Source organism: Streptomyces sp. NPDC002640, from assembly GCF_053592575.1.
In genome coordinates this window covers 210,853-225,808 of record NZ_JBSFVZ010000004.1, presented here as the reverse complement: position 1 = coordinate 225,808, position 14,956 = coordinate 210,853, and the positions used below count along the sequence as shown (strand labels likewise).

Here is a 14,956-nt window from a genome sequence, read left to right as displayed (position 1 = left end):
AGGACCGACAGTGGCCGGCGAGGACGAGCAGGCGAACACGACGGGCAGTACGACGGAGAGTCCCGTGCCCAGCGAGGCGCGGGACCGGCACGCACAGCTGGCCGAGCAGATCGAGGAGCACCGCTTCCGTTACTACGTGAAGGACGCTCCCGTCATCAGCGACGCCGAGTTCGACAAGCTGCTGCGCGAGCTGGAGGCGCTGGAGGAGCGGCACCCCGAGCTGCGCACGCCCGACTCGCCGACCCAGAAGGTCGCCGGCGCCTACGAGACGGAGTTCACCGCAGTCCGGCACCGCGAGCGGATGCTGTCGCTGGACAACGCCTTCGACGACGAGGAACTCGCCGCCTGGGCCGACCGGGTGGCCAAGGAGATCGGCGCCTCCGCCCACCACTTCCTCTGCGAACTCAAGGTCGACGGCCTCGCCGTCAACCTCACCTACGAGCACGGCCGCCTCACCCGCGCCGCCACCCGCGGCGACGGACGCACCGGCGAGGACATCACGCCCAACGTGCGCACCATCGCCGAGATCCCCGACCGGCTCCACGGGGAGGACCTCCCCGACCTGGTCGAGATCCGCGGCGAGGTCTACTTCCCGATGGAGAAGTTCGAGGAGCTCAACGCCCGCCTGGTCGCGGCCGGCGACAAGCCCTTCGCCAACCCGCGCAACGCGGCGGCCGGTTCGCTGCGCCAGAAGGACCCCCGGGTCACCGCCACCCGCCCGCTCCACATGGTGGTGCACGGCATCGGCGCCCTGGAGGGGTACCAGGGCTCCGGCATGTCCCGCCTCTCCGAGGCCTACGACCTGCTCCGCTCCTGGGGCCTGCCGACCGCCCGGCACAACAAGGTGGTCGACGACCTCCCGGGCGTCCGCGACTTCATCGCCCACTTCGGCGAGAACCGGCACTCCGTGGAGCACGAGATCGACGGCGTGGTCGTCAAGCTGGACGAGATCCCGCTCCAGGGCCGCCTCGGCTCCACCTCCCGCGCCCCGCGCTGGGCGATCGCCTGGAAGTACGCGCCGGAGGAGGTCAACACCAAGCTGCTCAACATCCGCGTGGGCGTCGGCCGCACGGGCCGGGTCACGCCCTACGCACAGGTCGAGCCCGTCACCGTGGCCGGGTCCGAGGTCGAGTTCGCCACCCTGCACAACCAGGACGTGGTCAAGGCCAAGGGCGTCCTCATCGGCGACACGGTGGTGCTGCGCAAGGCCGGCGACGTCATCCCGGAGATCCTCGGCCCGGTGGCCGACCTGCGGGACGGCAGCGAGCGGGCGTTCGTGATGCCCACCGAGTGCCCCGAATGCGGCACGCCGCTGCGGCCCATGAAGGAGGGCGACGTCGACCTCCGCTGCCCCAACGCCCGCAGCTGCCCCGCCCAGTTGCGCGAACGGCTCTTCTACCTGGCCGGGCGCAAGGCCCTCGACATCGAGCACTTCGGCTACGTCGCCGCCGCCGCGCTCACCCAGCCGCTGGAGCCCTCCGACCCCCCGCTGCGCGACGAGGGCGACCTCTTCGACCTCGCCGTCGAACAGCTCCTGCCCATCAAGGCCTACGTCCTCGACCAGGACAGCGGCCTGCCCAAGCGGGACCCGAAGACCGGCGAGGACAAGATCGTCACGATCTTCGCCAACAAGGCGGGCGAGCCGAAGAAGAACGCGCTCGCCATGCTGCAGAACATCGAGGCCGCCAAGGAACGCCCGCTGGCCAGAATCCTCACCAGCCTCTCCATCCGCCACGTCGGCCCGGTCGCCGCCGAGGCGCTGGCCCGCGAGTTCCGCTCCCTGGAGCGCATCGAGGCCGCGAGCGAGGAGGAACTGGCCGGCACCGAGGGCGTCGGCTCGATCATCGCCGCCTCGCTCAAGGAATGGTTCGCCGAGGACTGGCACCAGGAGATCCTCCGCAAGTGGCGCGCCGCCGGCGTGCGCATGGAGGACGAGGCCACCGGCGAGGACGAGGGCCCGCGCCCGCTCGAGGGCCTGACCGTGGTGGTCACCGGCACCCTCGCCTCCTACACCCGCGACGGGGCCAAGGAGGCACTGGTCGGCCGGGGCGCCAAGGTGACGGGCTCGGTGTCGAAGAAGACCTCGTTCGTGGTGGTCGGCGACAACCCCGGCTCCAAGTACGACAAGGCGATGCAGCTCAAGGTGCCGGTGCTCGACGAGGACGGCTTCCGCGTCCTCCTGGAGGAGGGCACGGACGCCGCCCTCCAGGCCGCGCTGCCCGCCGAGGGGACCGCGGAAGGGACCGCGGCGGGCGAGGGGCCTGGGGAGGGCGCACGGGCGGGGGCCTGACGGGCGGCGGCGGCCCGCGCGTCACCGGAGAACCCGCCCAATCGGGGAGGAAGCACGCCTTCCGGGTGGTGTGGGGCGTTTCCGGGTAACCACCGGTGACCGCTGCCCAGATGCCGCCGGGCCGCCTAGTGTTGGGGTGGTGCACCGTCGGCCCACCGGCGGTCGGAGCACGCCCCGCGGTGGGAACCGCCGCGGAGCGAGGAGTTCGGACACGCGCGGCCGGAGAGCCGTCGCGTCGGCCGCGCGGCGCGGGCACCGCGGGCTGTGAGAGGGACGGGGTATGGAACCGACCGAGAACGCCGCGTCGGGGCCTCGGCTGCCCGCACGCCTGGCCGACGCCCTGCGACGTCCGTTCTCCCGGCTCACCTCCGGCCCCCGCACCGGAACGCCCTCCGCTGCCACGAGACCACCCCTCGCCCGCACCGGAACACCCCCCGGCCCCGGCGGAGCACCCTTCGCCCCCGGCGGCCCCGCTTCCGTTCCCGGTGGCCCAGCCTCCGTCCGCGGCGGTTGGGCCACCGCCCCTGGCGGAACACCCTTCGCCCCCGGTGGCCCGGCGTCCGTCGGCGGCTCAGCTTCCGCCCCCGGTGGCCCCGCTTCCGTTCCCGGTGGCTCAGCCTCCGTCCGCGGCGGTTGGGCCTCCGCCCCTGGCGGAGGACCCCTCGCCCCCGGTGGCCCGGCGTCCGTTCCCGGCGGAACAGCCTTCGCCCTCGGTGGCCCGGCGTCCGTCGTCGGCCCAGCTTCCGCCCCCGGCGGCCCGGCCTCCGCCCCCGGCGGAACACCCTCCGCCCCCGGCGGAACGCCGTCCGCCCCCGCCGGGCCGGCCGCGGCCTCCGGCGAGGCGCCCGTGGTCCGTGGCCGGACTCCGGTCGCCGCCCGGCGGCTCGCCGTCGCCCTCGCCCCGCTCCGGCGCAGGCGCACCGAGGCCGCGGCACCCGCCACCGGCCGCCCCGGTCCGCTCGCCCACCTCGCCGTCACCCCCGCCTACCCGCCTCACCGGTACGGCGTCGACCCCGACGGCCAGGCCCGGCAGCAGATGCTCGCCTGGCCCGTCCTCCCCGTGGTGGTCGTCGCGGCCGCCGGGTTCGTCCTCGGCGCCGGCTTCTACCGGGCCCTCACCGGACAGCACGCCCTGTTCCCGCCCGGCCCCGTCGGCTGGTCCCTGGCCCTGCTCACCGGCGTGATCGTCGGCCATCTCGTCCTGCTGGGCCGGACCCGCTGGTGGGGCGGCACGGGCTCCGGCGCCGCCCTCACCCTCGCCGTGCTGCTGCTCTACGGCTGGGTGCCGGCCGGCCTGGTCAGCCTCACCGTCGTGCTGTTCTCCGGCATCGCCCGGCGCCGCAGCAGACGCGAGAACCTGCTGTGCGGCGCCGTCGACATCCTCGGCATCGCCGTGGGCGCGCTGCTGCTCGCCCTGTTCGGCAGGTTCCCCTCCGTCGAGGCGCCCTGGCAGGCCCAGTACTGGACCGGGTCGGCCGCCCCCCAGGTCGCCGCCGTCGCCTTCGCCTACCTCGCCGTCACCCGGGTGCTGCTCTGGTACCTCCAGGCCCCCAGCGGCGACGGCCTCCCCGTCTTCACCCGCACCGACATGAAGCGGCAGGGACTCCTCGCCGCCGCCCTGCTCGGCATCGCCCCGCTGATGTGCGTGGTCACCTCCGTCCAGCCGCTGCTGCTGCCCCTGTTCGGCATCCCGCTGATCGCGGTCGACCGCACCCTGTGGATCGCCCGGGCCCGCGCCGAGGAACAGCTCCGCGACCCGCTCACCGGGCTGCCCAACCGGCAGTGGCTGCTGGAGCGCACCTGGAGCGCGCTGGACGACGCCGAACGCCAGGAGGCCAGGACCGCCCTGGTCCTGATCGACCTCGACCGCTTCCGCTCGGTCAACGACACCCTCGGCCACCTCGCGGGCGACCGGCTGCTGGTCCAGATAGCCGGACGCCTGCGCCGCGCCCTGCCCGAGGGGGCCGAGGCCGCCCGGCTCGGCGGCGACGAGTTCGCGGTCCTGCTGCCGCTCACCGACTCCACCACCTCGGCGACCCGCGCCGCCCGCGGCCTGGTGGCCGAACTGGGATCCCCGCTGGACCTCGACGGCCTGACCCTGGTCCTGGAGGCCAGCGCGGGCGTGGCCCTCTACCCCGACCACGCCCCGGACGCCGAGGGCCTGCTGCGCAGGGCCGACGTCGCCATGTACCAGGCCAAGCGGGACCGCACCGGCGTCGAGGCGTACGAGTCCAAGCGGGACTCCAACACGCCCGACCGGCTCGGGCTCCTGGGCGACCTGCGCCGTGCCCTCGACGCCCACGAGGTCGAGCTCCACTACCAGCCCAAGGTCCGCTTCGACGGCGAGGTCGCCGGCCTCGAGGCGCTGGTGCGGTGGGTGCACCCCGAGCGGGGCCGGGTGCCCCCGGACGAGTTCATCGCCATCGCCGAGACCTCCGGGCTGATGCCGCACCTCACCGAGTACGTCCTGGAGACCGCGCTCGCGCAGGTCGCCCAGTGGCGGACGCAGGGACTGATGGTCCCGGTCGCCGTCAACGTCTCGCCGCGCGATGTCCACACCCCCGGGTTCGCCGGTTCGGTGGCCGCGCGGCTCGCCCGGCACGGGGTGCCCACCGGCGCGCTCCAGCTGGAGATCACCGAGCACGTGCTGCTGGAGGACCCCCAGCGCGCCGCCGACACCCTGGCGGCGCTCAGCGGCCACGGGGTGAAGCTGTCCCTCGACGACTTCGGCACGGGGTACTCCTCGCTGGTGCACCTGCGGCGGCTGCCGGTGAGCGAGCTGAAGATCGACCGGTCGTTCGTGGCGCGGCTGGCGGTCGACTCCCAGGACGCCGAGATCGTGCGGTGCACGCTGGACCTGGCCCACTCCCTGGGCCTCCTGGTCGTCGCCGAGGGCGTCGAGGACGACGAGACCTGGGAACGGCTCCGGGACCTGGGCTGCGACGCGGTCCAGGGCTGGCTGGTGTCCGCCGCCATGCCCGCCGACGAGACCACCGCCTGGCTCCGCGCCCGCGGGGTCCGGCGCGCCCCGGCCGCCCTGGACCCGGGCCGCGGCTGAACGCAGGCCGCGGACCGCGCCGGTGACCGCCCGGCGACCGTGCCGGTGGCCGCCCGGCGACCGTGCCGGTGGCCGCCCGGCGACCGTGCCGGTGGCCGTGCCCGTGTCCGCCCCGAAAGGGCGGCCCGGGTAAACCGGTGCGTGGCCGGGTGGGCGCGAGCCATAGGATTGGGGTTCCGAACCACAGAACTCTCACCCCAGAGGATCGCTGCATGCCTGGCATCACGCGCGAGGAGGTCGCCCACCTCGCCCGGCTGGCGCGTCTGGAGCTGAAGCCCGAAGAGCTCGACCACTTCGCAGGCCAGCTCGACGACATCATCGGCGCGGTCGCCCGCGTCAGCGAGGTCGCCGACCAAGACGTGCCCCCGACCTCCCACCCGCTCCCGCTGACCAACGTCATGCGCGCGGACGAGGTCCGTCCCTCGCTCACCCCGGAGCAGGCCCTCTCCGGCGCCCCTGCCCAGGAGCAGCAGCGTTTCAAGGTGCCGCAGATCCTGGGTGAGGAGCAGTAGTCATGACGGACATCATCAAGCTCACCGCCGCCGAGACCGCCGAGAAGATCGCCTCCGGCGAACTCACGGCCGTCGAGGTCGCCGAGGCCCACCTCGCCCGCATCGAGGCGGTCGACGAGAAGGTCCACGCCTTCCTGCACATCGACCGCGAGGGCGCCCTGGCGCAGGCCCGCGAGGTCGACGCCAAGCGCGAGCGCGGCGAGAAGCTCGGCCCGCTGGCCGGCGTGCCGCTCGCCCTGAAGGACATCTTCACCACCGAGGGCGTCCCGACCACGGTCGGCTCCAAGATCCTCGAGGGCTGGATCCCGCCGTACGACGCCACGCTGGTCAAGCGCCTGAAGGCGGCCGACGTCGTCATCCTCGGCAAGACCAACATGGACGAGTTCGCGATGGGCTCCTCCACCGAGAACAGCGCCTACGGCCCCACCGGCAACCCGTGGGACCTCACCCGGATCCCCGGCGGATCCGGCGGCGGTTCCTCCGCCGCGCTGGCCGCGTACATGGCCCCGCTGGCCATCGGCACCGACACCGGCGGCTCCATCCGCCAGCCGGCCGCCGTCACCGGCACGGTCGGCGTCAAGCCGACCTACGGCGCGGTCTCCCGCTACGGCATGGTCGCCTTCTCGTCCTCCCTCGACCAGGGCGGGCCCTGCGCCCGCACCGTCCTCGACGCGGCGCTGCTGCACGAGGCGATCGCCGGCCACGACCCGATGGACTCCACCTCCATCGACGCCCCGGTCCCGCCGGTCGTCGAGGCCGCCCGCAACGGCTCCGTCGCCGGCATGCGCGTCGGTGTCGTCAAGCAGTTCCGCGGCGAGGGCTACCAGGCCGGCGTGGTGCAGCGGTTCGAGGAGTCGGTCGAGCTGCTGAAGTCGCTCGGCGCCGAGATCGTCGAGCTGGACTGCCCCTCCTTCGACCTCGGGCTCTCCGCGTACTACCTGATCGCGCCCTCCGAGTGCTCGTCCAACCTGGCCCGCTTCGACGGCCTGCGCTACGGCCTGCGGGTCGGCGACGACGGCGGCAACTCGGCCGAGACGGTCACCTCGCTCACCCGCGAGGCCGGCTTCGGCGACGAGGTCAAGCGCCGCATCATGCTCGGCACCTACGCGCTGAGCTCCGGCTACTACGACGCCTACTACGGCAGCGCGCAGAAGGTCCGCACGCTGATCACGCGGGACTTCGAGAAGGCCTTCGAGCAGGTCGACGTCATCGTGTCGCCGACCACGCCGACCACCGCCTTCCCGATCGGCGAGCGCGCCGACGACCCGATGGCGATGTACCTGGCAGACCTGTGCACCATCCCCACCAACCTCGCGGGCAACTCGGCCATGTCGCTGCCCTGCGGTCTCGCCCCGGAGGACAACCTCCCGGTGGGCCTGCAGATCATCGCCCCGGCGATGAAGGACGACCGTCTGTACAAGGTCGGGGCAGCGGTCGAGGCCGCCTTCGTGGAAAAGTGGGGACACCCGCTCCTCGAGGAGGCTCCGTCGCTGTGAACTCGCTGAAGAAGGCCAAGGGCTTCAAGAAGTCCCGCAACGGGACGTACCTGTCCATCGCCACCACCGCCTTCGGTGCCGTGACGGTCGTCAAGCAGATCCGCAGGGCCCGTCAGGACAGCGACACGCTGCGGCTGCTGGACGCGGCCGTCTCCGGCGTCGCCATCGTGACCGGCCTCGCCATCCTGCTGCGCGACCTGAAGCAGCTGGGCGACGACGACGTCCTGCTGGGCTGAGAGGGAAGTACCACCGTGACCACCACGACCGACCTGGTGTCGTACGAGGACGCTCTGGCGTCGTACGACCCCGTCATGGGCCTCGAGGTCCATGTCGAACTCGGCACGCAGACCAAGATGTTCTGCGGCTGCTCGACCGCGCTCGGCGCGGAGCCGAACACCCAGACGTGCCCCACCTGCCTCGGCATGCCCGGCGCCCTCCCGGTCGTCAACGCGACCGGCGTGGAGTCGGCGATCCGGATCGGCCTCGCGCTGAACTGCGAGATCGCCGAGTGGTGCCGCTTCGCCCGGAAGAACTACTTCTATCCGGACATGCCGAAGAACTTCCAGACCTCCCAGTACGACGAGCCGATCGCCTTCAACGGCTACCTCGACGTGCAGCTGGAGGACGGGGAGACCTTCCGCGTCGAGATCGAGCGCGCCCACATGGAGGAGGACACCGGCAAGTCGACGCACATCGGCGGTGCCACCGGCCGCATCCACGGCGCCTCGCACTCCCTGCTGGACTACAACCGCGCCGGCATCCCGCTGATCGAGATCGTCACCAAGCCCATCGAGGGCGCCGGCGAGCGCGCGCCCGAGGTGGCGCGGGCGTACGTGCGCGAGCTGCGCGAGCTCATCCGTGCCCTCGGGGTCTCCGAGGCCCGCATGGACAAGGGCCAGATGCGCTGCGACGTCAACCTGTCGCTGCGACCGCACGGCCGCGAGAAGTTCGGCACCCGCAGCGAGACCAAGAACGTCAACTCGCTGCGCTCGGTGGAGCGCGCCGCCCGCTTCGAGATCCAGCGGCACGCGGCGGTGCTGTCCTCCGGCGGCACCATCGTGCAGGAGACCCGCCACTTCCACGAGGACACCGGGTCCACGACCTCGGGCCGCGTGAAGGAGGAGGCGGAGGACTACCGCTACTTCCCGGAGCCGGACCTGGTCCCGGTCGCCCCGTCCCGCGAGTGGGTCGAGGAGATCCGCGGCTCGCTGCCGGAGCTGCCGCTGGTCCGCCGCAACCGGCTCCGCGAGGAGTGGGGTGTGTCGGCCACCGACATGCAGGCCATCCTCAACGCCGGCACGCTCGACCTCATCGTGGAGACGATCGAGGCCGGCGCCGACGCCGCCTCCGCCCGCAAGTGGTGGATGGGTGAGCTGGCGCGCAGCGCCAACGAGTCGGGCGTCGCGCCCGACCAGCTGGCGATCACCCCCGCCCAGGTGGCGCGGGTGTCCGAGCTGGTCGCCAAGGGCGAGCTCAACGACAAGCTGGCCCGCCAGGTCATCGAGGGCGTGCTGGCCGGCGAGGGCGCCCCGGACGAGGTCGTGGAGAAGCGCGGCCTGAAGGTCGTCTCCGACGAGGGCGCGCTGGGCGCGGCCGTGGACGAGGCGATCGCCGGCAATCCGGGCGTCGCGGACAAGATCCGCGGCGGCAAGGTGGCGGCGGCCGGCGCGCTGGTCGGCGCGGTCATGAAGGCCACCCGCGGCCAGGCCGACGCCGCGCGCGTCAAGGAGCTGATCCTCGAGAGGCTCGGCGTCACCGAGGGCTGACCCCCTCGTCCGCCCTACGACGGCGCCCCGGACCGGTGAGGTCCGGGGCGCCGCCGTGTGTCCGGCGCGCGGCCCCTCAGGGCTTCTCCTCGGGCAGCCGGAGCACGCCGACGAGGGTCAGCGCCATGAGCGCCGCCCCGCACAGCAGGGTGGTGCGGAATCCGTCCGTCGCGGACAGCAGCAGGGCGAACAGGGCCGTCCCGGCGCCGGCGGCGAGGCGGCTCACCACGTTCAGCGTGGTGGTGCCCCCGGCCGTCTCCGGTCCGGAGAGTCCGCGGGTGGCCGCCGTCATCAGCGGCATGTTGACCAGCCCCACCCCCACCCCGAGCAGGGCCAGCGCCGCCACCACCCACCCGTGGGGCAGTTCCTCCTCACCCGCCAGCACGGCGACGGCCAGGTAGGCGGAGGCCGCCAGAGCGACCCCGGGCAGCGCCAGCCGCCGTGACGGCAGCCGGTCCGCGATCCGGCCCGCGAGCTGCATCACCGTGCCGCTGCAGAGGAACTGCGGCGCCATCAGCAGGCCGGTCGTCGTCCCGCTCAGTCCTCGCTGCTGCTGCCAGTACAGCGGCACGGCCATCAGCAGACCGAAGTACGCGGCCGAGAAGGGCACCAGCGCCGCCAGGGACCGGCCGAAGGCGGGCCGGGCGAGGAGCCGCAGGTCGAGCAGCGGCGGCCGGTCGCTGCGCAGGGCGCGGACCGCGAAGACCGCCACCAGCGCGCCGCCCCCGAGAACGGGCAGCAGGGCACCGGCCGAGGTGGCGGCGCCGGTCTCGCCGGCCACCGTCAGTCCGTAGAAGAGCGCGGCCAGGCCGGGGGAGAGGGTGAGCAGGCCGACCAGGTCCAGCGGTCGCCGCTCCGCCGCCCGGTCGCCGCCTCGGACCAGCCGGGCGCCCAGCAGCAGGGTCAGGACGCCCACCGGCAGGTTGACCAGGAAGATCCAGCGCCAGGACAGCGCGTCGGTGAGGATTCCGCCGAGCACCGGCCCGGTCATGGGGCCGATCAGGACCGGAATGCTGAGGATCGCCATCGCGCTGCCCTTGCGCTCGGGCGGCACCGCGCGCAGCAGCACCGTCATGGCGACCGGCACGATCAGCCCGCCGCCCGCCCCCTGCAGGACCCGGAAGACGATCAGGGAGCCGGTGTCCCAGGCGACGCCGCAGAGCCCCGACCCGGCGGTGAACAGCGCCACCGAGACCAGGAACACCCGGCGGCTCCCCCACCGGTCCACCGCCCAGCCGGTTACCGGGAGGACGGTCGCCAGGGCCAGGGTGTATCCGGTGACCACCCACTGCACCACGGACAGCGGGCTGCCGAACGAGGAACCCAGCGCGGGCAGGGCCACGTTGACGATGGTCAGGTCGAGGACGGTCATGAACGACCCCAGCACCAGGACACCGGCCGTCGCCAGGACCTGCCGGGGTATCGCGGGCAGCGGGGCGGCGGCCGCGGCAGGTCCGCGCCGCCTCAGGGTCAGGGCCATCCGCGTCAGCCCGCCCGCTTCGGGACGGCGGGCCGCCCGGCCCACGGGGAGCCGGACGGCACGAGAACGCGTAACGGGGTGCGGTCGTAGGACGTCATGGGGCGAAAGTACAACGGCCGCTGTAAAAAATGCAACGGCCGTTGTACTCGGCCGGGTGAGGACTACCGTGGGCGGGCGACGACAGTGGAAGGACGGACCCGGTGGGCGAACGGCGGACCGGCAAGTGGCAGGCGATCCTGCGGGGTGCCACCAAGGTGTTCGGGGAGGAGGGCTACGCCCGCGCGGGCGTCGACGCCATCGCCGAGGAGGCGGGGGTCTCCACCCGCACCATCTACAACCACTTCCCCGGCGGGAAGGCCGAGTTGTTCCGCACCGTGCTGCTGGAGGGGTGCGAGCGGGTGGTGCGGGCGCAGATCGACGCCATCGACCGCAGGCTGCACAAGGTCACCGACCTGGAGGCCGACCTGACCGCGTTCGCCCTCGCCTGGCTGGAACCCAAGTCGCGGCACCCGGAGCACTTCGCCGTGGTCCGGCAGATGCACGCCGAGGCGGGACGGCTGCCGGCCGAGTTCCTGGAGACCTGGCGCGCCGCCGGACCGGACCGGTCCCGGGCCGCACTCGCCGCCCGCTTCCGGGAACTCGCCGAGGACGGCTGGCTGGAGACCCCCGACCCCGAACAGGCCGCGCTCCACTTCCTGCTGCTCACCGGAACGGAGATCGGCAACCGCGGCCACCTGGGGGCCGTCGCCGTTCCGCGGGCCGAACAGGAGGCCCTGGCGACCGCGGGGGTCAGGGCCTTCCTGTACGGCTACCTGCCGCCAGGGCGCTGAGGGGCAACGCCGGCGGATGGCGGGGGCAGCGCTGACGGGCGACGTCGGCGGCAACGCATGCGGGCAGCGAGGGCAACGCCGGCGGGCGGCGGGACCCGCCGCACGCTCAGCCGACCCGCAGCTCCAGGATGCGGTCGTCCTCCCCGCTCGGGTCCCCGCGGCCGTCCGTGTTGGACGTGACCAGCCACAGCCGGTCCCCGCCGGCCGCGACCACCGTGCGCAGGCGCCCGTACTCGCCCTCCAGGAACGACTGCGGCTCGGCGGACGCCTCGGTGCCGTCGAGCGGGACCCGCCACAGGCGTTCGCCCCGCAGGCCGGCCAGCCACAACGAGCCCTCGGCGTAGGCCAGTCCGCTGGGGGAGGCGTCGCTGGTCCGCCACTGGGCGATCGGGTCGTGGAACTCCTCGCCGCCGCCCTTGCCCTCCTGCTCGGGCCACCCGTAGTTGTCGCCCGGCGCGATGTGGTTCACCTCGTCCCAGGTGTCCTGCCCGAACTCGGCCGCGAACAGCCGCTGTTCACCGTCGAAGGCCAGCCCCTGCACGTTCCGGTGGCCCCACGACCACACCGGGGAGTCCGGGAACGGGTTGCCCGGCGCGGGCTCGCCCTCCGGGGTCAGGCGGAGGATCTTGCCGCCCAGGGACTCCCGGTCCTGCGCGAGCGGCTCCTCGCCCGCCTCACCGGTGCCCACGTAGAGCAGCTTGTCCGGACCGAACGCGATCCGCCCGCCGTTGTGCACGAACGCCTTCGGGATGCCGCGGAACACCACGTCCGGCTCGCCGAGTTGCTCGCCCGCCGGGCGGTCCGGCCGGTACAGCATCCGCACGATCCGGTTGTCGGAGGCCGAGGTGAAGTAGGCGTAGAGGTAGTGGTCCGAGGAGAAACCGGGCGACAGGGCGATGCCGAGCAGGCCGCCCTCGCCCTCCGGAGCGACCCCGGGCACCTCGCCGACCTCGGTCTTCTTCCCGTTCCGGGTGTCGACCCGGGTGATGGTGCCCTCGTCCCGGGAGGCGACCAGCAGCGCGTCCTTGCCCACCGGGGCCACGCCCCACGGCGACTTCAGCCCCGTGGCGACCGTGCGGACCACCTCCACCGACCCCTTGGCCGGCGGCGTCCGCCCGCCCGGGCTCGCCGCCGGGGCGTCACTCGCCGCCGGGCTGCTCACCGCGGGCGACGGCGCCGGATCCTCCTCACCACCGGACCCGCAGGCCGCCGTCAGCAGCAGCGCGGACGAGGCCAGGGCGGCCGTCACAGCTCTACCTCGCAGGAGTCGTCGCACGACGGGGTGTCCCTCCGGTCGGATCGGTCACGGTGCCGAACGGCACCACGCGGGTTTCCGGCTCACCCTTTCCGACACCGGACGGGCCACCGAAAGTTCCCGCTGCCGCACCTTCGCACCCCATCGGGTGGGGGAAGCGGGGGAGAGGCGGGTGGGAGAAGAGCGGGAGAGGCGGGTGGGAGAAGAGGGGAGGGGGTCAGTCCCAGGAGCCGCGTGCCGGTGGGAGGTCCCGCAGTTCCGCCAGGTCCTCGGGGGTCAGCCGCAGCGTCGCCGCGCCCGCGTTCTCACCGGCCCACCGCTCCTGCTTGGTCCCCGGCACCGCCACCACGTGCGGCCCCTGCCCCAGCACCCACGCCAGCGCCACCTGCGCCGGGGTGACGCCCTCCCCGTGCCGCTCGGCGACCCGCCGCAGCCCGGCCACCACCGGCTGGTTGGCCGCCATCATCTCGGCGGTGAACCTCGGGTGCCGCGCCCGCGGATCGTCCGGCTCGAAGCCCTCGCCGGGCGTGAGGGTGCCGGTGAGGTAGCCGCTGCCCAGCGGCATCGCGGCCAGGAACCCCACGCCGTGCGCCGTGCACCACGGCAGCAGGGCCTCCAGCGCCTCCCGCGACCAGACCGACAGCTCCGCCTCCACCGCCGTCACCGGGAACACCTGCTGCAGCCGGCCGAGCTGCTCCAGCGTCGTCCGGTACGGCCGGGAGCCCGCCCGGCGTCCGCTGCGGGCGCCGCCCACCGCGCACAGGCCCAGCGAGCGCACCTTGCCTTCGCGCACCAGCTCCGCCATGGCGCCCCAGGTCTCCTCCACCGGTACCTCGGGATCCGCCCGGTGCAGCTGGTAGAGGTCGATCACATCGGTCTGCAACCGCCGCAGCGAGGCGTCGCAGGCCCGCTTGACGTACCCGGGGCGGCCGTTGGCGACCAGATGCCCCTCGCCCACCAGCAGCCCGACCTTGGTGGAGACGAACGCGTCCGCGCGGCGCTCCTTGAGCACCCGCCCCAGCAGCAGCTCGTTGGTGAACGGCCCGTACATGTCGGCCGTGTCCAGCAGCATCGCCCCGCCGCCCAGGTCCAGCGCCCGGTGCACCGCGCGCAGCGACTCGCCGCCGCGCCGCCGGGAGGCGCTGTACGCCCAGCTCATCGGCATGCACCCGAGCCCCACGGCGCCGACCTCGAGCGTCGTCGAGCCCATCCTCCTGCGCTCCACCTGCCCCGGACCCTCCCTAGGCCTGCCCTGCCGCCACCGCGAGAACCCAACCTAACCTCTGCCGTCCGGAGCCACTGACCTAGCCTCGGTGGCATGACTGCTGAAGTGTGGCTGCCCTACCCCGAGGACGAGTTGGAGGGGCTGCCGGAAGGACCCGTCTACCGGTACTGGAACGGCGAGGACGCGTACCCGGCGGACCCCGCCGCCTGCGTGTTCTACGTCGTGCCCTACCTCAGGCCGGGCCCGGTGGCGACCCGGCCCATGCCGGAGATGAGCGCCGTGCGGGTCGTGCAGACCCTCTCCGCCGGCATCGACCACGTCGAACCGGGGCTGGCCTCGCTGCCCGACGGCGTCCAGGTCTGCAACGCCCGGGGGGTCCACGACGCCAGCACCGCCGAGCTGACCCTGGCCCTGATCCTCGCCCAGCTGCGCGGCATCCCCGACTTCGTGCGCGCCCAGGAACGAGGGGAGTGGCGCGGCGGGTTCCGGCCCGCGCTCGCCGACCGGACGGTGCTGATCGTCGGTTACGGGGCGATCGGTTCGGCCGTCGAGGACCGGCTCGTGCCCTTCGAGCCCGCGCGGGTGCTGCGCGTCGCGCGCTCCGCGCGCACGACGGCGCGCGGTCCGGTGCACCCGCTCGCCGACCTCCCGGGGCTGCTGCCCGAGGCCGACGTGGTGGTACTGCTCACCCCGCTCACCGAGACCACCCGCCACCTCGTGGACGCCGAGTTCCTGTCCCGGATGCAGGACGGGGCCCTGCTGGTGAACGTCTCCCGCGGGCCCGTGGTCGAGACCAAGGCCCTGCTCGCGGAGGTGGAGACGGGCCGTCTGAAGGCGGCGCTGGACGTCACCGACCCCGAACCGCTGCCGCCGGGCCACCCGCTGTGGACCGCCCCCGGCGTCCTCGTCACCCCCCATGTCGGCGGACCCACCAGCGCGTTCGCCCCGAGGGCCAAGAGGCTGCTGGTGGACCAGTTGTCCCGATTCGCCGACGGACGCCCCCTGCGCAATGTGATGCTGACGACCGGCCGTTGACGCATGACC

Annotated in this window: 11 protein-coding genes; 8 read left to right on the top strand and 3 right to left on the bottom strand. The window is 73.6% G+C overall.

Going from position 1 to position 14,956, the window contains the following annotated elements:
- Window positions 1–10 precede the first annotated feature (10 nt).
- From ligA to gatB, 6 genes are all read left to right on the top strand, one after another.
- Window positions 11–2,290, top strand: a complete 2,280-nt coding sequence (ligA, locus tag ACWD3O_RS07620; protein ID WP_451415154.1) for an NAD-dependent DNA ligase LigA — start codon at window positions 11–13, stop codon at window positions 2,288–2,290.
- An 847-nt stretch (window positions 2,291–3,137) separates the two neighbouring features.
- Entirely contained in the window at window positions 3,138–5,348 is a 2,211-nt protein-coding gene (locus ACWD3O_RS07615) for a putative bifunctional diguanylate cyclase/phosphodiesterase (protein ID WP_451415153.1), read from the top strand.
- A 212-nt stretch (window positions 5,349–5,560) separates the two neighbouring features.
- Window positions 5,561–5,860: an Asp-tRNA(Asn)/Glu-tRNA(Gln) amidotransferase subunit GatC gene (gene gatC / locus ACWD3O_RS07610; RefSeq protein ID WP_108954271.1), complete on the top strand. Its 300-nt coding sequence runs from the start codon at window positions 5,561–5,563 to the stop codon at window positions 5,858–5,860.
- 2 nt (window positions 5,861–5,862) lie between these two features.
- Entirely contained in the window at window positions 5,863–7,356 is a 1,494-nt protein-coding gene (gene gatA, locus ACWD3O_RS07605) for an Asp-tRNA(Asn)/Glu-tRNA(Gln) amidotransferase subunit GatA (RefSeq protein WP_451415152.1), read from the top strand.
- The gene (locus tag ACWD3O_RS07600; RefSeq protein WP_451412661.1) at window positions 7,353–7,592 is read left to right on the top strand and encodes a hypothetical protein; all 240 of its coding nucleotides are present in this window, start codon (window positions 7,353–7,355) and stop codon (window positions 7,590–7,592) included. The genes gatA and ACWD3O_RS07600 overlap by 4 nt, the downstream gene beginning before the upstream one ends.
- 15 nt (window positions 7,593–7,607) lie before the next feature.
- Window positions 7,608–9,122, top strand: coding sequence for an Asp-tRNA(Asn)/Glu-tRNA(Gln) amidotransferase subunit GatB (gene gatB, locus ACWD3O_RS07595; RefSeq protein ID WP_451415151.1), 1,515 nt, complete (start codon window positions 7,608–7,610; stop codon window positions 9,120–9,122).
- Between the two features lie 76 nt (window positions 9,123–9,198).
- On the opposite strand, the gene ACWD3O_RS07590 is transcribed toward gatB, so the two are convergent.
- Window positions 9,199–10,602: a DHA2 family efflux MFS transporter permease subunit gene (locus tag ACWD3O_RS07590; RefSeq protein WP_451415150.1), complete on the bottom strand. Its 1,404-nt coding sequence runs from the start codon at window positions 10,600–10,602 to the stop codon at window positions 9,199–9,201.
- 200 nt (window positions 10,603–10,802) lie between these two features.
- Between ACWD3O_RS07590 and ACWD3O_RS07585 the strand changes: the two genes are divergently transcribed.
- Window positions 10,803–11,432: a TetR/AcrR family transcriptional regulator gene (locus ACWD3O_RS07585; RefSeq protein ID WP_451415149.1), complete on the top strand. Its 630-nt coding sequence runs from the start codon at window positions 10,803–10,805 to the stop codon at window positions 11,430–11,432.
- Window positions 11,433–11,538: 106 nt separating this feature from the next.
- Here the strand turns inward: ACWD3O_RS07585 and ACWD3O_RS07580 are convergent, their stop codons facing one another.
- Together ACWD3O_RS07580 and ACWD3O_RS07575 are read right to left on the bottom strand one after the other, a co-directional pair.
- Window positions 11,539–12,681, bottom strand: a complete 1,143-nt coding sequence (locus ACWD3O_RS07580; protein WP_451415148.1) for a PQQ-dependent sugar dehydrogenase — start codon at window positions 12,679–12,681, stop codon at window positions 11,539–11,541.
- A 223-nt stretch (window positions 12,682–12,904) separates the two neighbouring features.
- Window positions 12,905–13,912, bottom strand: coding sequence for an aldo/keto reductase (locus ACWD3O_RS07575; protein ID WP_451412656.1), 1,008 nt, complete (start codon window positions 13,910–13,912; stop codon window positions 12,905–12,907).
- Window positions 13,913–14,005: 93 nt separating this feature from the next.
- Between ACWD3O_RS07575 and ACWD3O_RS07570 the strand changes: the two genes are divergently transcribed.
- On the top strand, window positions 14,006–14,947 hold the full coding sequence (locus ACWD3O_RS07570; protein ID WP_451415147.1) for a 2-hydroxyacid dehydrogenase: 942 nt from the start codon (window positions 14,006–14,008) through the stop codon (window positions 14,945–14,947).
- Window positions 14,948–14,956 lie beyond the last annotated feature (9 nt).

Coding starts and splice junctions, on each gene's coding strand:
- ACWD3O_RS07590 (WP_451415150.1), bottom strand. CDS start 10,602: ATGGCCCTGACCCTGAGGCGGCGCGGACCTGCCGCGGCCGCCGCCCCG.
- ACWD3O_RS07570 (WP_451415147.1), top strand. CDS start 14,006: ATGACTGCTGAAGTGTGGCTGCCCTACCCCGAGGACGAGTTGGAGGGG.
- gatC (WP_108954271.1), top strand. CDS start 5,561: ATGCCTGGCATCACGCGCGAGGAGGTCGCCCACCTCGCCCGGCTGGCG.
- gatA (WP_451415152.1), top strand. CDS start 5,863: ATGACGGACATCATCAAGCTCACCGCCGCCGAGACCGCCGAGAAGATC.